The organism is Bradyrhizobium sp. B097 (assembly GCF_038957035.1).
GTDB lineage: Bacteria > Pseudomonadota > Alphaproteobacteria > Rhizobiales > Xanthobacteraceae > Bradyrhizobium.
This window is the reverse complement of record NZ_CP152412.1, coordinates 7598915-7616636: the sequence shown is the minus strand read 5'-3', so window position 1 is coordinate 7616636 and position 17722 is coordinate 7598915. Positions and strand designations below refer to the sequence as shown.

At 62.2% G+C, this 17722-nt stretch carries 14 protein-coding genes, 1 tRNA gene and 1 pseudogene; 9 read left to right on the top strand and 7 right to left on the bottom strand.

Annotated elements, in window-relative coordinates:
- Positions 1-64 precede the first annotated feature (64 nt).
- Together AAFG07_RS34935 and AAFG07_RS34930 are read left to right on the top strand one after the other, a co-directional pair.
- Positions 65-919 carry an arylamine N-acetyltransferase gene (locus AAFG07_RS34935; RefSeq protein WP_342724221.1) on the top strand — a complete coding sequence of 285 codons (855 nt, stop codon included), beginning with the start codon at positions 65-67 and terminating at the stop codon, positions 917-919.
- Positions 903-2087 carry a helix-turn-helix transcriptional regulator gene (locus tag AAFG07_RS34930; RefSeq protein WP_342724220.1) on the top strand — a complete coding sequence of 395 codons (1185 nt, stop codon included), beginning with the start codon at positions 903-905 and terminating at the stop codon, positions 2085-2087. The genes AAFG07_RS34935 and AAFG07_RS34930 overlap by 17 nt, the downstream gene beginning before the upstream one ends.
- Before the next feature lie 216 nt (positions 2088-2303).
- On the opposite strand, the gene AAFG07_RS34925 is transcribed toward AAFG07_RS34930, so the two are convergent.
- On the bottom strand, positions 2304-2477 hold the full coding sequence (locus AAFG07_RS34925; protein WP_342724219.1) for an OmpA family protein: 174 nt from the start codon (positions 2475-2477) through the stop codon (positions 2304-2306).
- 1314 nt (positions 2478-3791) lie between these two features.
- On the opposite strand from AAFG07_RS34925, the gene AAFG07_RS34920 reads away from it, so the two are divergent.
- A complete protein-coding gene (locus tag AAFG07_RS34920) occupies positions 3792-4034 on the top strand; it encodes a hypothetical protein (RefSeq protein WP_342724218.1) in 243 nt (80 codons plus the stop codon).
- Between the two features lie 184 nt (positions 4035-4218).
- Here AAFG07_RS34920 and rpoH read toward each other — a convergent pair whose 3' ends face one another.
- Positions 4219-5115, bottom strand: a complete 897-nt coding sequence (gene rpoH, locus AAFG07_RS34915) for an RNA polymerase sigma factor RpoH (RefSeq protein ID WP_021077401.1) — start codon at positions 5113-5115, stop codon at positions 4219-4221.
- A gap of 217 nt (positions 5116-5332) precedes the next feature.
- Complete coding sequence (locus AAFG07_RS34910) at positions 5333-6313, bottom strand: RluA family pseudouridine synthase (RefSeq protein ID WP_342729333.1); 981 nt, start codon at positions 6311-6313, stop codon at positions 5333-5335.
- A gap of 63 nt (positions 6314-6376) precedes the next feature.
- Here AAFG07_RS34910 and AAFG07_RS34905 point away from each other — a divergent pair, with 63 nt between their 5' ends.
- The 3 genes from AAFG07_RS34905 (at position 6377) to AAFG07_RS34895 (ending at position 9277) form a co-directional block, all read left to right on the top strand.
- Positions 6377-6712 carry a hypothetical protein gene (locus AAFG07_RS34905; protein WP_050402671.1) on the top strand — a complete coding sequence of 112 codons (336 nt, stop codon included), beginning with the start codon at positions 6377-6379 and terminating at the stop codon, positions 6710-6712.
- Positions 6713-6838: 126 nt separating this feature from the next.
- Positions 6839-7486, top strand: a complete 648-nt coding sequence (locus AAFG07_RS34900; protein WP_342724217.1) for a Rieske 2Fe-2S domain-containing protein — start codon at positions 6839-6841, stop codon at positions 7484-7486.
- A gap of 60 nt (positions 7487-7546) precedes the next feature.
- A complete protein-coding gene (locus AAFG07_RS34895) occupies positions 7547-9277 on the top strand; it encodes a methanol/ethanol family PQQ-dependent dehydrogenase (RefSeq protein WP_342724216.1) in 1731 nt (576 codons plus the stop codon).
- Between the two features lie 289 nt (positions 9278-9566).
- Here AAFG07_RS34895 and AAFG07_RS34890 read toward each other — a convergent pair whose 3' ends face one another.
- Entirely contained in the window at positions 9567-11894 is a 2328-nt protein-coding gene (locus AAFG07_RS34890) for a molybdopterin cofactor-binding domain-containing protein (RefSeq protein ID WP_342724215.1), read from the bottom strand.
- Position 11895: 1 nt separating this feature from the next.
- A complete protein-coding gene (locus AAFG07_RS34885; RefSeq protein ID WP_092124185.1) occupies positions 11896-12348 on the bottom strand; it encodes a (2Fe-2S)-binding protein in 453 nt (150 codons plus the stop codon).
- Between the two features lie 504 nt (positions 12349-12852).
- Here AAFG07_RS34885 and AAFG07_RS34880 point away from each other — a divergent pair.
- A tRNA-Glu gene (locus AAFG07_RS34880) sits at positions 12853-12927 on the top strand.
- 938 nt (positions 12928-13865) lie between these two features.
- On the opposite strand, the gene AAFG07_RS34875 is transcribed toward AAFG07_RS34880, so the two are convergent.
- The gene (locus tag AAFG07_RS34875) at positions 13866-15125 is read right to left on the bottom strand and encodes an endonuclease/exonuclease/phosphatase family protein (protein WP_342724214.1); all 1260 of its coding nucleotides are present in this window, start codon (positions 15123-15125) and stop codon (positions 13866-13868) included.
- Positions 15126-15224: 99 nt separating this feature from the next.
- On the opposite strand from AAFG07_RS34875, the gene AAFG07_RS34870 reads away from it, so the two are divergent.
- Positions 15225-15926, top strand: a complete 702-nt coding sequence (locus AAFG07_RS34870; protein WP_342724213.1) for a GDSL-type esterase/lipase family protein — start codon at positions 15225-15227, stop codon at positions 15924-15926.
- Between the two features lie 31 nt (positions 15927-15957).
- Here AAFG07_RS34870 and AAFG07_RS34865 read toward each other — a convergent pair.
- Positions 15958-16668 (bottom strand): annotated as a pseudogene (locus AAFG07_RS34865) (IS481 family transposase); the annotation flags it as partial.
- Positions 16669-16942: 274 nt separating this feature from the next.
- On the opposite strand from AAFG07_RS34865, the gene AAFG07_RS34860 reads away from it, so the two are divergent.
- Positions 16943-17686 (top strand): hypothetical protein, encoded by a 744-nt coding sequence (locus AAFG07_RS34860; RefSeq protein ID WP_342724212.1) that lies wholly within the window; start codon positions 16943-16945, stop codon positions 17684-17686.
- Positions 17687-17722: the final 36 nt, after the last annotated feature.

The window sequence follows — 17722 nt, the reverse complement described above, 5'->3', positions numbered from 1 at the left end:
GCGGCAGGCCCCGAAACACGGCATCGAAAACCTCGAGAACGGTTCATCGAAAGGAGACCGAAGGATGACGCACGTCTCTTCCAGCGAAAGTGGAATGACCCTGACGTCCGGCCAACTGGACGCCTATCTCGCCAGGATCGGGGTCGGTCGGCCGGTTTCTCTCGACGTCGCCAGCCTGTCGAAGCTGCACCGCGCCCATATCATGGCTTTCACCTGGGAGGCGCTGGATGCTTTCATGGGATGGCCGTCCTCGATCGCTCCGGCCGCCGCCTTCGCAAAAATGGTGGAGGGCAAGCGTGGCGGCTGGTGCTACGAGATGAACGGCCTGTTCGGCGCGGCACTCGCCGCGCTCGGCTTCCACGTGACCCGCCTGTGCGGCGGCGTCAATCGTGAAACGCTGGGCGACATCGTCATGGGCAACCATCTGACCCTGCGTGTCGATCTCGACCGCGCGTACCTTGCCGACGTCGGTGTGTCCGACGCCATCGTGGAACCTGTACCTCTTGCAGTCGGACCGATCAGCCAACGTGGTTTCGAGTTTTCGATCGTGCCGACAGACGATGGCTGGCTGCGTTTCAGGAACCATCCGCGCGGCATGGCGCACAGTTTCGATTTCCGGCCTGATCACAGCGACGAGGCCGCCATAGCCGCTACGCTTGGCTGGCTGACGCAGGATCCCGGCTCGCCGTTCACCAACGCGCTGGCGGTCCTGCGCCACACCACGGACGGCTACATCGCCCTGCACAACGATTGTCTGCGAAGTGTGACGGCGGACAGCGTCAGCGAACAGTGCATCACGAGCGCGGATCATCTTGCCGACACGTTCGAAACGATCTTCGGCCTCGACGTTCCGAAGCCTGGAAGCGTCTGGGAAAAAATCCAGACGATCCTGTCCCGCCACCATGCAGAAGTCATCTGATCCCTTTGAGAACTGGGCTGAAAAAGCCCACGACCTGCCATCCATCGAGGCGGTCTCGGCGCTGATTGGCGCGATCTACGATTGCGCGCTCGACCCCGGCCTCTGGGATGCGACGCTGGTCGAGCTCAAGGAGATGTTTCGCTGCCAGGACGTTATTCTGGGCATGACCGATCTGGCCAGCGGCGACACCATACTTACAAAGAGCGTCGGCATCGCCCCCTTTTGGCTGGAGCGCCTCCCATTCCATGCGGCCGAGGTCGCGTCCTGGCAGCGGCTGGCGACCGTACGTAACTTGCCGCTCGACGAGCCGCAGGTGATTTCGCGTCATGTGCCTGTCGAAGTCCGAGAGCAATCGCGCATGGAAAGGGAATGGGCCGAGCCGCAGGGCCGTGTCGATTCCATGTCGCTGGTGCTGATGGATTCACCAACCCGCCACGCGCTGCTCAGGCTCGGCCGACACAAGGATGTCGGCGTCTTCACGGAGCGCGAGATTGCGCTTGCGCGCGTATTGGTGCCGCGCCTTAGGCGAGCGGCTGCGATCGGCGACCTGATCGAGTTGAAGATGGTCGAGACCGAGCGCACCAACCAAGCGTTGGACGCCCTGAGCGTTGGCGTCATCATGACCGATGCGGAAGGCGGGATATTGCACGCCAACCGCGCCGCGGAAACGATGATGCGAGGTGACGGCCCGATCCGCAGCACCGGCGGGATGCTGCGGACGAACCTGCCGTCCGCCACGCAGGAGCTCCATTCGGCCATCGCGCTCGTCGACCGGGAAGAGGCGGCGCTCGGCAAGACCGGGCTTGGGGTCAGGCTCACGAATCCCGGAGAGCCGCCGATGCTCGCGCATGTCTTGCCGCTCAAACAGAGCGAAGCTCGTGCACGGGTCCAACCGAACGCAGCAGCGGCTGTCTTTGTCGGAGCGGTGTCCAACGATGCCAACGGAGCGGAGGCGATGTCGGTCGCCTTCGGCCTCACCCCCATGGAAACACGTATCCTGGCCGGGCTGCTCGCCGGCCAGACACTGCAACAAGTGGCCGGCGCGCTTGGAGTCGCAAGAACCACCGCGCGCACCCATCTCGACAACGTCTTCGCCAAGACCGGCGTGGCGCGGCAGGCTGATCTGATCCGCGTCGCGATGCAAACGTCGGCGATCGTCAGGCCGTAATGGGCGCTGAGCAGCTTGCCCGCCGCGAAGCGCGTTCGCCCAGAACTCCAGTGTGGCGCTTCCGAAATCCCCCTCAACGACCATGATCGCGATCGCGGAGTGACGGTCGCGGTTCTCGTGCCGCCGTTTATGGGCGCCCTGTCACGGCGGCCGGGCGTTCGGTTGGTCCATGCGACGATCGCGGATTGCCGTGCATTGCCGCCGACATCATATCCATCATTTGGCGACCAGTTCGACGCGGCGATTTTTGGCTCGCCCCTCTTCGGTGTCGTTCGGAGCACCTCGCATAGTCGGGCCGGCTCCCGACGCGGTCAGGCGGCCCGCCGCGAACGCGTAGTCCTGTGTCAACGCTGTCGCGACGCTCTGCGCGCGTCGCGACGACAGATCCATCTTGCGATCATCTTTGGCAGGAAATGCGCGCCAAATTCCGGATATTCCCAGATCGCGCGAGCCATTTCAGGCTTGCGGATCGCCACCAGATGCAATGCACGGTTCTTGAGAACGAAGGCCTGCAGTCCACTCAATACTCAGAGCCGCTGCCCCCGCCATGACCGCCGCCGTAACCACCGTTCCGGCTCTGACCCCAGCCGCTGCCCCGGTTGCCCCAGCCACCGTTCTCACCACTGCCGCGGCCATAACCGCCGCCCCAACCGCTGTTTTGGTGCTTACCCCAGCCGCTGTCCCGGCTGCCCCAGCCACCACTCTCACCACTGCCCCACCATAACCGCCGCCCCAATCACCATTTGGGCGCTTACCCCAGCCGCCACCGCCCCGGTTGCCCCAGCCACCGTTCTCACTACTGCCCCCGCCATAACCGCCGCCCCAACCACTATTTGGGCGCTTACCCCAGCGACTGCCCTGGCTGCCTCGGCCACTGCTCTCGCCACCACCGCCCCAACCACTGCCCCGATTGCCCTGGCCCTCACCCCAGTGACCATCGCCCCAAGCCTGAGCTGGCGTCGAAATAGCGATCGATGTCGTGGTCAGCGTCCCGGCGGCGAACATCGCCGCAATGAGAGCAGACTTGATGTTGAAGGCGCGCATATAGGCTACTCCAATGTGGAATTTGAAAAGCAACGCCTGCAACGTTTCCATAACTGCGGCACAACCCGCTTCCTCCATCTGGAGGAGCTGCGGAGATTTATTTCAGCATTGGTGATGCGGTGGTCGGCCTCGCCCCAAAACGGCGTGCAGCGCAACCGCGTCCGTCGACGAACCGTCAGAATCCCCGTCGCTTGCGCTCCGCCTGCCACGCCTTATCCGCCCTGCTGCCAGGAACATAAGGCGACACGAGAATGCCTCCCATCACTGTTCCGCCTCTCCTCATTTCAGCGTCGCGCCGCGCTTGTTCTGCACGGGAGACAACAGGTCGAGCGTCTTTGTATGGACGTCCCGCACCATCATTGACCGTCATGCAAAGTGGCTCACCGCTCCTCGATCGGCCGATTACCTTGCATGCACTGGCCGCATCAATCTGAAGGGCAAACAATGACACCAGAGCGAAAACCAAAACGTACTTTCTGGTCATGATTTTTCCTTTTCAAGAAGCTGCGCTTCAGTCGAGCAGGTCGCGGATTTCCTATCTGATCCACCTCATCCCACTTCGTATCCCAGAGACGCGGCGCGTCTCGCTTCCTCCGTTTGAAGGAGGATTGGCAAAATCCCTCACGGCGTTGCCGTGCTGCAACAGCCGGTTAGCCTGCGATGGTCGTCATCAACGACGATCTCCGCATCTCTCGCCCCGCCTGCATGTCGAACTCATCCGATCCCTTTGAAAATCGGGCCGAACAAGCCCACGACCCGTCCTCCATCGAGTCTGTCAACGGCGGCGTCCTGAGCGTCATCGAACAAAACCAGCAGCAACACGCAGAACCGCCGCTACGTCACACGCGGCACGATCAATCTGAACTGGAAGCCCGAACGCGGGAACTCCATCCGACCAAGTGAGCGCTACGCAAGATCGAGAACCGCGGCGAGCAGGAAGGCTGACCTCGGCGGCGACACTTGCGACAAGTCTGTTCGTTTGAGAGCGATTCGCGGGCGCGCCCAAGTCAGATCGCGCGCCATCAATGGCAACAAAAAAGCCGGCGTTGCCGCCGGCTTTCGTGTCTGTTGGCTTGCCGCCGCGCGATTAGTGCGCGGCCTCGAGTGCTGCTTCCTGCCGGGCGATCGTGCCCTTGACGGCCGACTGCACCTTCTCGAACGCGCGGACCTCGATCTGCCGCACGCGCTCGCGCGACACGCCGAACTCGGCGGCGAGGTCTTCCAGCGTCATCGGCTCATCGGCCAGACGCCGCGCCTCGAAGATGCGGCGTTCGCGCGGGTTGAGCACGCCGATCGCACCGTTCAGGGCCTGGCGGCGATGATCGAACTCTTCGCTCTCGGCCATCAAGGCTTCGGCGTTGGGCGAGTTGTCGACCAGCCAGTCCTGCCATTCGCCGGCTTCGCCGTCGTCGCGGATCGGGGCGTTGAGCGACGCGTCACCGCCGAGGCGGCGATTCATGTCGACCACGTCCTGATCGGTCACGCCGAGGCGCTTGGCAATCAGCTTGACCTGGTCGGGGTGGAGATCACCCTCTTCCAGAGCAGAGATCTTGCTCTTCGCCTTGCGCAGGTTGAAGAACAGCTTCTTCTGGTTCGCGGTGGTGCCCATCTTCACGAGCGACCAGGAACGCAGGATGTACTCTTGTATTGACGCCTTGATCCACCACATGGCGTAGGTAGCGAGACGGAAGCCCTTCTCGGGCTCGAATCGCTTCACCGCCTGCATCAGGCCGACATTGCCTTCCGAGACGACCTCGGAGATCGGCAAGCCGTAGCCGCGATAGCCCATGGCGATCTTGGCCACGAGCCTGAGATGGCTGGTGACAAGCTTATGCGCCGCGTCGCGATCGTCATGCTCGCGCCAACGCTTGGCGAGCATGTACTCCTGCTGGGGCTCCAGCATGGGGAACTTGCGGATCTCGGCGAGGTAACGTGAAAGGCCGGATTCTCCATTGAGGACCGGCAACGTAGCTGTACGGGCCATTACTTGCGCCCTCCAGTGGTTCAGGCCCCCGATAGCGGCGGGCCCGGCAGGTGGCCGCTGGGTTAAAGCCGGCCATGCTGCGATGTTCCGCGTTGGATATTCAACGCAGGTGCAACATACACCAAACTGTCCGTGATAGGGAAGGATTGCTGACGTCACGTCCCCGTGTGGCAGCTATAACCTGTTGTCATGGCAAGGCTTTTCAGAAGGGGGTGCGTCATACCGCCGCTGCCAGCGCCCGCTGCAGGAGAAGCAAATCCTCCGGCAAAGCCGACACCCAGTGCAAAAGTTCCCCGGTCCGGGGGTGTTCCAAAGCCAGCAGATAGGCGTGCAGGGCCTGGCGGTCGAGCGCGGTGAGTGCGTCCTTACCTTCCATGCTAAGCTGCCCGGCCTTGGTCTTGAAGTGGGCGCCGTAAACGTTGTCGCCCATCAGGGGATGGCCGAGATGCGCAAGGTGCACCCGGATCTGGTGGGTTCGGCCGGTCTCGAGCCGGCAGGCCAAGAGCGAGGCGACCGGCTTGCCGTCGCGGCCGGCAAAGCTCTCTCGCACCTCGAAATGGGTGATCGCCTCGCGGCCGCTCTGGCGCACCGCCATTTTCTCGCGGGCATGCGGATGGCGGTCGATCGGCGCGTCGATGGTGCCGTGGGGCCGGTTCGGCACGCCCCAGGCGAATGCCATGTAGCCGCGCTCCATCGGACCGGTGCGGCCGTGGTCGGCGAATTGCGCGGTCAGCGACTGATGGGCCTGGTCGTTCTTGGCAATCACCATCAGTCCCGTGGTGTCCTTGTCGAGGCGGTGCACGATGCCCGGCCGCTTGACCCCGCCGATGCCCGACAGGCTCGAGCCGCAATGCGCGATCAGCGCGTTGACCAGCGTTCCCGTGGCGTGGCCGGCCGCGGGATGAACGACAAGGCCCCTCGGCTTGTTGATGACGATGATGTCGTCGTCCTCGAACACGATATCGAGCGCGATGTCCTCGCCCTGAGGCTCGGCGGGCACGGCCTCCGGCACGTCGATTATGATCGTATCGCCCTTGGCGACATGATAAGCGGGGTCGCGCACGACGGCGTCCCTGACGGCCACGGAACCGGCAAGGATCAGCGCCTTCAGCCGGGACCGCGACAGCTCCGCAGTGCGCTGTGCGAGCACGCGGTCAAGCCGGGCCGAGCCCTCGTCGCCTGCGACGATGACCTCCAGCTTCCGACCGCCATTCGAAGAGACCTGATTCAAATCGACCTGTTGCAAAGATAGAGCCTTGTGATGACCGACACCGCTGTGACCGAACCGACCCCCGACCAGGCCGCGCTGATCGCGCGGGTGCGGCGCATGATGCTGATCGCGGGCCTGACCTCGGCCTTGGCCGTGGCCGTCGTGTTGATTGCCATCGGCTACCGCCTTTATCGCAGCGAGGGAAGCCCCGTTTCCGTATCCGACGTCACTGCTGCGCTGCCGAAGGGCGCCCGTATCGTCGCAACCGGCGTCGCCGGCGAGCGGCTGGTGCTCACGCTTGATATAGGCGGTGCAACAGAGATCCGCACATTTGATGCAAAGACACTGAAACCTGTCGGCAGGCTGAGCTTCGTCAACGAGCCCTGATCGAAGCAATCGCGAAGCGGCGCGGTCGATCAACCAAAAGCTGCAGCGTATTTTTTGCGCATGCGTTCGCGCATCGAGAATGTGTGCCGCCATCTTTTCGGCCGAGTTGCACGCTCAGCTTGCGCCATGTCGGAGTCCAACCCCAGCGCTTCCAGCGAACAGTGCGGTGAATCCGAAGCGGCAGCGTCGTGCACCGACCCGACGCGTCGCGCGCTGCTGACCGCGCTTGCGGGCTGCGCCTGTCTCGTCGCGATCGAGCCCGCAGCCGCCGACGATGAAGATCAGCCCGGTGCCAGTGAGCGACCGCAAAAGGCCGACGTCCTGGTGCGCGCCGAAGGCGACAAGGCCGGCCAGGTCATCAAGTCGGATGATCTGAAGCTCGGCGGACCGCCCATTCGCGCCTGGCCGCAGGATCCGAAGACCTCGGTCGTCCGCAAGGGCTCGCGGCTCAACGAGGTCGTGCTCGTCAAGCTCGATCCGAGCGAACTCGACGATGCCACGCGCGCCCGCGCGCCTGACGGCATCGTCTGCTACTCGGTCATCTGCACGCATGCCGGATGTCCGATCACTGCCTGGTTGAAGCAAGATCAGGGCGACAAGAACGTTCTGAAATGCCTCTGTCACAACTCCGAATACGATCCGCGGCAGAATGCGCAGGTCGTGTTCGGGCCGGCGCCACGTCGCCTCGCGGCATTGCCGCTGACGGTTGCCGACGGCGCGATCACGGTCGCAGCGCCATTCGTCGGGAAGGTGGGTGCTCAGCAGGGAGGATGAGGCCGCATCGGGATTTCTGCATGACCTAAAAAACAAAACAGAACAGGGAGGTAGCATCTCATGACAAGCAAGCAGTGGTTACTGTCGAGTTGTGTCGCATTCACGTGCCTCATTTCGACCTACGCCGTCGCAGGGCCGATCGAAAACTACAGTTCCGTCACCTCTGCGCGTCTCGAAAATCCCGAACCCGGCAACTGGATGCTCTATCGCCGGACCTATGACGGACAGGGTTTCAGTCCGCTCGACCAGATCAACACATCCAACGTCAAGGACCTCAAGCCGGCCTGGACCTTCTCGACCGGCGTCATCGAGGGCCATGAGGCGCCGCCGATCGTCAACAACGGCGTGATGTTCGTCGCGACCCCGATGGGGCAGGTGATCGCGCTCAACGCCAAGACCGGCGACGAGTACTGGCGCTACAAGCGGCAGCTTCCCGACGATCTGTTCCAGCTGCATCCGACCAGCCGCGGCGTCGGCCTGTGGGAGGACAAGCTCTATCTCGCCACCACCGACGATCACGTCGTCGCGCTCGATGCCAAGACCGGCAAGGTGGTCTGGGACACCAAGGTCCAGGACTACAAGAAGGGACAGTACCTGACGCTGATGCCGCTGGTGGTCGACGGCAAGGTGATCGTCGGCGGCTCCGGCGGTGAGTTCGGCGTGCGCGGCTATGTCGTCGCCTACGACGCAAACAGCGGCAAGGAGCTCTGGCGCACCTTTACCATCCCCGGCGAAGGCGAGCCCGGTCACGAGACCTGGAGCGGCGACGACTGGAAGTCGGGCGGCGGCTCCGCCTGGATGACCGGCACCTACGACAAGGACACCAAGACGGTCTATTGGGGCGTCGGCAACGCCGCGCCATGGCCCGGCTCGATGCATGCCGGCGACAATCTCTACACCAGCTCGGTGATCGCACTCGATCCCGACAGCGGCAAGATCAAGACCCACTTCCAGTATCACCAGAACGATTCCTGGGACTGGGACGAGGTCGATGCGCCGATGCTCATCGACATGCAGCGCGACGGGCGGTCGTTCAAGAGCCTGGTTCATCCCGGCCGCGATGCGATCTTCTGGGTGCTGGAGCGCAAGCCGGACAAGATCAACTATGTCGCCGGCTGGCCGTTCGTGAAGACCAATGTCTGGAAGGGCATCGAGGCCGAGACCGGCCGGCCGATCCTCGATCCCGACCACAAGCCCGTGCTCGGCAAGCGCGTCGAGTTCTGCCCGTCGCTGTGGGGCGGCAAGGACTGGCCGTCGGCGGCCTATAGCCCGAACACCAAACTCGTCTATGTTCCCGCCAACGAAAACTTCTGCGGCGGCTTCACCGGCGAGAAGCAGCCGCTGGTTCCCGGTCAGCTCTGGCTCGGCACCAAGCCGGAGGACATCGGCCTGACGCCCGCACCCAATGCCGATCATTTCGGTGAGTTGCAGGCGTGGGATCCGGCGACCGGCAAGAAGGTCTGGCAGCACGACTACAAGACGTCGCAGCTGTTCGGCGCGGTGACCGCGACGGCGGGCGATCTCGTTCTCGCCGGCGGCACCAACGACCGCGCCTTCCGCATCTTCAACGCCAAGACCGGCGAGCTGTTGTGGGAGCAGAAGACCAACTCCGGCATCATGGCGATGCCGATGTCCTATGAGGTCGATGGCACGCAGTACATCGCGGTCCAGTCGGGCTGGGGCGTCGACGCGCAGCGCATCCAGGACGCGCTCGCCGGCAAGGTCGCGGGCTTCGAGAACAACGTCCCGCAAGGCGGCGTAATCTGGGTGTTCGCGCTCAACAAGAAGTAAGGCGCGAACCACCGATAGGGGGCGATGCGATCGGGAAGCGGCGAGAGGGGAGCCCGCCGCTTCCCGGTCCGCTTCCGGTTTGTCTGTCCACGTCATTGCGAGCGAAGCGAAGCAATCCATCGGCCCGCATATGCGGAGAGATGGATTGCTTCGTCGCTCTCGCTCCTCGCAATGACGGCTTGTGGATTGAGCGGTGCAATGATTCAAATTTTTCCAGCCGCTTAAGCAAGACGCCCGCGAACAATGTGTCTCGCGGGCGTCCAGTCTTTCGTTCAGCGCTCGATCGCCTTCACGTCTCCAGCTGTTTGCCGATCGGAAGCGCGCGGATGCGCTTGCCGGTGGCGGCAAAGATCGCGTTGCTCAGCGCCGGTGCGAACGGCGGCACGCCGGGTTCGCCGACGCCGCTCGGCGGGGTGTCCGCTGTGGGCGGCACGATGTAGACGTTGGTGATCGCAGGCGACTCGTCGATCCGGATCACCGGGAAATCGTCGAAATTGCTCTGCTGCACCTTGCCGTCCTTGAAGCTGATCTCGCCATATTTGGCGAGGCTCAGCCCCATGATCGCGGCGCCCTCGATCTGCGAGGCGATCCGCTCCGGGTTGACGTACGTGCCGCAATCGATCGCGGTGTCGACCCGCGGCACCGTGAGTTTGCCCTTGTCGTCGACAGCGACCTCGACGATGGTCGCGATGTAGCTGACGAAGGAGCGATGCACGGCGATGCCAAGACCATGGCCTTTCGGCACGGTGCGGCCCCACTCGCCCTTCTCGGCGACCAGTTCGACCACCTTGCGCAGCCGCGCGGTGTCGATCGGGTAGCTGTCATAGGGCTCGCCGTAGTTCCAGGGATCCTTCACCGAGGACAGGTTGACGATCCGCGGGCTCCCGATCAGCTCCAGCAGCATCTCCTTCTGGTCGCGGCCCGTCGCATGCGCGATTTCCCCGACCATGGATTGCACCGCGAAGGCGCGCGGGATGTTGGACACCGAGCGGAACCAGCCGATCCGCGTGAACGCGGCCGCTTCCGGATTCTCGCACTGCAGATTGGCGATCTCGAACGGGTTGTCGATCAGGCCCATGCCGAGCTCGAACGGCGCTTCGTGATTGGCGCCGGCGGCAAAGGTCGAGGCGATGGTCGGCGCCACGCTCCGGTGCCGCCACGCGATCACCTTGCCGCTCTTGTCGAGACCGGCCTCGATCCGTTCCACGGAGACCGTGTGCAGGAAGTCGTGATGCACATCGTCCTCACGGGTCCACTGCACCTTGACCGGCGCGCCGAGCTCCTTCGACAGCAATGCCGCCTCGAGCGCGAAGTCGCATTTCGACTTGCGGCCGAAGCCGCCGCCGAGCAGCGTCACGTTGACGGTGACATTGTCCTCGGGGATTCCGAGCGTCTTGGCGACATCCTCGCGGGTGCCGCCGGGGCTCTGCACCGGGGCCCAGATCTGGGCCTTGTCGCCCTTGACGTCGGCAACCGCGACCGGCGGCTCCATGCTGACATGGGCGAGATGCGGTAGATAATATTCGCCGACAATGACCTTGTCGGCGCTTTTCAAGGCCGCATCGACGTCGCCTTCCTTGCGCACCACGAGGCCGGGCTTTCGCGCAGCTTCCTCAAGTGACGAACGATAGGTGACGGAATCGTACTTGGCGTTGGCGCCGTCATCCCAGACGATCTTCAGCGCGTCGCGGCCCTTGATCGCGGCACCAGTGTTGCGCGCGATCACGGCCACGCCGCCGAGCGGCTGGAACTTGGACGGCCAGGGCCAGCCCTTGACCTCCATCACCTTCTCGACGCCGGGTACCTTCATCGCCGCGCTGTCATCGAACGACTTGACCTTGCCGCCGGTGACCGGAGGCCGCGCGATCACGGCATATTTCAGGCCGGGCAGGCGGATATCGGCACCGTAATGCGCCTTGCCGGTGGTGATGTCGTGCAGGTCGACGATCGAGACCTGGCCCTTGCCGAGATAGCGGAAGTCCTTCGGATCCTTCAGCTTCAGGCCTTTGATATCAGGCACCGGCTCCTTGGCGGCATCGGCGGCGAGATCGCCGAAGCCAATCTTGCGTCCGCTCGCGCTGTGGACGACCTCATGGTTCTGCGCTTTCACCTCGGCGACCGGCACGCCCCATTTCTTGGCGGCGGCGGCTTCCAGCATCGCGCGTGCCGAGGCGCCGATCTGGCGCATCGGGATCAGATAGTGCCGCGTGCTGCGCGAGCCATCGGTGTCCTGGTTGCCGAACTTGACCTCGTCGCCATGCGCCTGCTGGACGTGGACGCGCGACCAGTCGGCCTCCATTTCCTCGGCGACGATCAAAGGCAGGCTGGTGCGGACGCCGGTGCCCATCTCGGAGCGGTGCGCCAGGATGGTGACGACGCCGTCGGGGGCGATCGCGACGAACACGCGTGGATCGACCACGACGCCGTGCGGCATCTTGCCCGCGCCGGTCTCATAGGCGAATGCCTGGCGCGTCATCACGGGCGCGGCGAGCACGAAGCTGCCGGCGATGCCGAGACCCTTGAGGATGCTGCGGCGCGAAAGATTCTCGACCTTGACGTGCTTCTCGAAGCCGCGAAGCTTGCCAGAATTGGTAGGTATGTTGGTGCGGATGTTCATGTCACACCCCCGTCGATGCGAGATGGACGGCATTCTCGATCCGCTGGTAGCAGCCGCAGCGGCAGATGTTGCCCGACATGGCTTCGCGAATCTGGTCGTGGTTGGGCTTCGGGTTCTGGTCCAGCAGCGCCGCGGCCTGCATGATCTGGCCGGCCTGACAATAGCCGCACTGCGGAACATTGACCTGGCGCCACGCCTTCTGCACCGGATGGTCGCCGGTCGGGTGCAGCCCCTCGATGGTGGTGACCTCGCGGCCAGCGACGTCGGAGACCGAGGTGATGCAGGCGCGCACAGCCTCCTTGTCGATGATCACGGTGCAGGCGCCGCACAGGGCCTGGCCGCAGCCGAACTTGGTGCCGGTAAGGCCGGCTTCGTCACGCAGATACCACAGCAGCGAAAGATCCGGGTCGCCGTCCCAATTCTGTTCCTGGCCGTTGATTTTTAGTTTGATCATGGTCTGTCCTCGCTCTGCTTAAGCTATTGACCGGTGCGGGCAGGGCGGAACGTCTTCCATGGCCTGCGGCCGCGTTGATGTTTGTTTTTGCCAAGATATTCGTGAGCCAAATTGTCGTGCCTGCGGGCTTGCGCTTTGTTCCAAGCACTCCTCTCGCGTCTCGAGCGCCTTGCCCGGCGCAGCATGGTGAAGAACTGCGATGTTAGCAGAGGCAGGCCGTCGGGTGACTTCACAGCCAGGTGTTTTGCATTTCCGTTTGGCGAAAGCAGGGCCGTGCACGATGCAGACATGACATCCGGAGGTGGCCATCATGCGCGTGGCGCGGCCGCGTCGCTGGTCCGTGCGGGGGCGGCGCGCTGAGGCCCCCGCAGGGGGCGTTCCGGGGCCGCTCCCGTGCCGAAATCGCCGGCACGGCATGGTAAGCATGGATGACAAAATCCCCACCGCAACGCACAAGCCATCTTGCGGCAGGCCGATTTCAAGGCTATTGCCTTCCCCCTCAACGCTCCCTTCGTCTAGCGGTTAGGACGCGGCCCTCTCAAGGCTGAAACAGGGGTTCGATTCCCCTAGGGAGCGCCAGCAAACTCAGGCACTTAGGTTGCCATCAGCCGCGTTCGTTGAATAATGGTTGAATAAGACGCAGGTGAACAGCGGCGAACGCTTGCGGAATTTGTTGCTGACATTCGCCAAATAGCCACGGCGCGATGCCTCACTTTGGTTGGGGCATTCGCGAAAAATTTCTTCGTCGCCCTTGGTGTCCGAAAATATTCAAACCGCCGCTGATGTGCGCTGTCGTACGCGAGCCCCCTCGCATGTTCGCATTGACGTTGCTCGCCGCACAATCAACTCTTGTCCTGTCGAGCTTTGTGCGAATAGGAGGGCCGTGTGAGATGCAATCGAAGAGAGAAAGCTGGCGGACAACAGTCACACGTCAGTCTATCCCCTCCGATAGCCGCAGAACCGAGCACGATACCATTCGCCCAGCGGCTCACCTGCACGATTGACGATGCATGCGAAGTGACCGGCTTGGGACGCACGAAGCTTTACGAGTTGATAGGAACTGGGCGTATCGTCACGACAACGATCGGACGTCGGCGACTAGTAATGGTGCGCTCACTTCTGGCGCTCCTTGACACCAACATGTCGAACTAATGGACGTGCGACTTAAGGGGGCAGCCCCACTTTGAACGCGCTCTTCCTCAGGCACTCATTTTGATGACACGCCGTGCTCCCTTAGCCGGTCGAACTCGTCCGCCCACCACCGCATCATCCGCACGACGCTCCTGCCAGAATTCGGCGGAATGGGTATGGGCGCCACGGATTTCATTCGCCTCCGAAAGATCGGGATCGTCCCTTCATGCGGCTCCTTGACTTTCTTCCACCGCAGACGAGCTGGCTAAAACGGCTTTTCAAACGGTGCTTTTGCGAACCGTCTAACGGATACGCTCTCCACAATGTGATCGGCGTAGAATTACACGGGCCGCCTTGGTCGAAACGACTGGCACGGTTTGACGACTTTAAAAATTCAAGGTGGCCTTCAGCGGACAATGATCCGAGATTGCCAACAGCGGGTCCGGATGCTCTGCCGTTGCAGGCCGCGTTCCGCCGAAACGGCCAATGGCCACCTTGGTGGCAGGGCCGCCAGCCGTCAGGCTGGAGCTAACAAGCATCTGGTCAAGGCCAATCGGGTTGCGGCAGCCAAGGCTATCTGCGCGCGTCAATGGCTTGAGAGCGTCCTGGTCGAACAGCTCACGCTTTGAGCGTTCGCACATCTGCTTGGCGACGGCGTTCACCGGGCATTCGGGTTCAAGATGCGTCAATGCGCTTTCCGCCGGCGTGCTGTCGTTTACCTCGCCAGAAAGGCTGCGGACGAGGACACCGGCGGGCAGGGTCGAGGCCGGGTCGCTGCCGTCCGACCGGACCGCCGACGGAGCAATTGAACTTTTCTCATGCGAGAGGTTGCGATTGAAATCACCCATCAAGATGACCGGATTGCCCGCCGACCGGGACTCAAGCCATGCTTCAAGCGGACGAACCTGCTGCTGAAGAATCGGACAAGCAGGCCCACCCCCGTCAAGTTTACCTCTGTCCTCGAGCGGGCTGACGCACGAAGACTTGAGGTGCACCGTCATGATTCTCAGGGGTTTGCCATCGATTTGCAGCAGCACCGACAGGCCGGGTCGCACTTGATCGGTCGGATTGAGCTGCGGCAGCGAAAGCGTCGGCTCGGCCGCGCAACCGGACGCCGCACCCAACGCCCGCTTCCAGGCGATTGCAAGACGTTGAACCTTGAAACTATCGAACGAGCAAATGTCGTAGTCGGCACCATTGTTGGGCAGGATCTCTCGAACCGCCGTCTCGCCGCTCACTTCCTGAAAAGCGAGGATGTCGGCATCGACGTTCGCTTTGATGAAGTCCCTGATCTGCTGCGCTCGCTTTTGATACGCTATTTCCGTCACTGGTACGATCTTGTGCGAGCCGGTCTGAAACACGTCACATGGTGGCTTTAGCGCGATGTCCCACTTGATCTTGGCGTCGCGCCCCCACCGAAGCTCCCAGCCCGGCTTCGTCGCCCCCGTCGTGGAGGGCTCGAAAAGCCCGGTCGCCGGGTTGAGTGCAAAGGGCTGTCCGCAGTCGCGTATCCAGTCCTTGGCCTCGGCTTGGCTCAGGTGCCACCCGAGATTCCACGTCGCGACCGTCAGATCGCGCGCTTGCGCCGCTTGCGATACTCCGAGGACTAGAAGGGTTGCCAATGCAATGAGCCCGTGCAATTTCATATCGACCTCCAGAGTGAACTCTACAGTCGCGGACTAGACCATTGCTTGATGACGCTTCGACAGTGGCGGTAGACCGCGCGAGATCAGGATGGTGCCGCGATGAATACGACGCTCGACGTGATCCCGGCCCAGCCCATTCCGTTTCGCCTTCGCATGGACCGATTGGCTGGCGAGTTGGCAGGGCAGGGCACCATCAAGATCGCCGCGATCGGCTCGTCGACTACCGCAGGAGAAGGCGGCATCGTTCCGTATCCTTATCGGCTTGAGAGCGCGCTGCGTGCGCGCCGCCCTGGTCGGAACTTTGACGTGCTCAACCGCGGCGTGGGGGGAGAAGAGGCGCCGGACGAGCTGCGCCGCATGCAGACGGATGTCATCGCCGAACATCCGTCGGTCGTGATCTGGCAGGTCGGCACCAACGCCGCTTGGAAAAACCAGGACCTCAAGCCGGTGGCCGCGGCCCTTCGGGAGGGTTTGGCGCTGCTCGCCGATGCGCTCGTCGACATCATCCTTATGGATGTCCAATTCACGCCGGCCGTACTGACAGCGGAAAAGATCGCAAGCGCCCGTGCCACGGTACAGCTTATTGAGGACGCGGCGGCGGGCGCGCGCGTACCAGTAAATGTCTTCAAGCGCTTTGAGCTGATGCGTCAATGGCATGAGATCGAGAAAATCTCCTTCGACCGGATGGTCGATCCATCGGATGCCGATCGGCTACATCACAGCGATTGGAGCGCAACGCACATGGCCGAAGCGCTCGCGGACGTGATGATAAGGGCCGCTGCCCTGCCGCCTGTGGGTTAGTATACGTTCTGTCGTTTCGATCGCCACCGCGCTAGGTGTTTAGTCCCGGCATTTGCTGGAGCGGATTGAGGGTGAATCGTTCGGGCTCTTTTGTCCAGGCTTTGCAGATATATTCGTAGGGCGTGAGGCCCTTCAGGGTCTTCAGCCGCCGAGCGTAGTTGTAAGCGTTAATGAAGTCGGCAAGGTGTGCTTCGAGCTGATCGTGTCGATCGTAATGATAGCGTTGGACGGTCGCTTCCTTGATCGTGCGGTTCATGCGCTCGACCTGCCCATTGGTCCAGGGATGCTTGATCTTGGTCAGCCGATGTTCGATGCCATTCTCTTGGCAGCGCATATCGAACATATGTGTCACGTATCTTGCCGTCGGGCCGTCCGCGTAGCGCGGCAAGAAGGTGAACTGGATCCCATTGTCGGTGAGAACCGTATGGGTCTTGTAGGGCACAGCCGCGATCAGAGCTTCGAGGAAGGCGGAGGCGGAGGTCCTTCCCGTCTTCCTGACCAGTTGCACGAAGGCGAACTTGCTGGTGCGATCGATGGCGACGTAGAGATAGAGCTTGCCTTCAGCGGTCTGGAGCTCAGCAATGTCGATGTGGAAATAGCCGATCGGATAAGCCTTGAACTTTTTCTTCGGAGGCTTACTGCCTTCGACCTCCGGCAATCGACTGATGCCGTGGCGCTGGAGACAGCGATGCAGGGATGATCGCGTCAGATGTGGGATGGTCGGCTGAAGCGCATAACCGCAGCGACCATGACTTCCCCCACAGACCCACAGGGCATAATGCACGATTATATCGCTCGCGCAATACGTGCATCTCGTGTATAACGCGACCTGAAGCGATTTCGACATTCCCCGGGCGGCACGGAAATGGCTTCCAATGCCAGGCCAGCCCTATAGCGGAGGATCTAACACAAACTCTGTCTTGCGATTGTCATGGGAAACAGCGAGCGTTGCTGCCTCTCATTTGAGGCGGGTAAGAACGTGTTACCTCCAATAGTATTTTCATCAGGATGCCGTTATGACTGGTACACGTAATCATATTTCAATACTTCTGATCGGCGCCATCATTGCAATAGCTGGCGGGCGTGCCGCCCACGGTCTGGACCTCTCGGTCGCACCAGCTACCGTCACGACAGGATATATTGACAGTCTGGTGATAGAATCTGGCTCTTCTATCGACTTCACCAAGGTGAAGGTCTCGCAGATTTCTCTTCGCCCCGACAACGACGTGACGGATGTTCGCATTCGCTCTGCGTCCGCGACAAGATTAGACCTTTCTGTCGATCTCTCCGATAACGCAGACTTGGGCCCACGCACGATCATCGTCGCGACGGAGAATGGAAGTGCCGAGGGTCGTTTCGAGATTACTCAGGGGCCCGCGATCGCGGTCGCTTGGCCGGGCGGCAGGACGACAAATTCGTGGGTGAACGTGTCCGTTGACGTGGTCGCGCGAGGCGGTGTCGATCTCTCGCAAGTCGGCCTGTCGGACGTTATGGCCTATCCGCCGGATAAGCTGACTGTGCTTGAAGTTACCAACCAGAGGAAAGATCGCCTAACGGTTGGATTGCTTTCCAAGCCGATAGCCGACCAGAATGCAACTTACACGCTGGATGTTGGTCGCGACATCGGAAGAAGGGCCAGCTTCTCTTTGGCTGATTCACATGACGCGAAGGTCTGCCAAAAAGCGCAACATTGCTGCAAGCAGGCGACGACCGGAGCTTGCAACCTGTGCCTCCCAATCGATCAACTGTGCCAGCCTTAATCGCCGCTGGTGCCGCTCGCGCAATACGGCATCCAG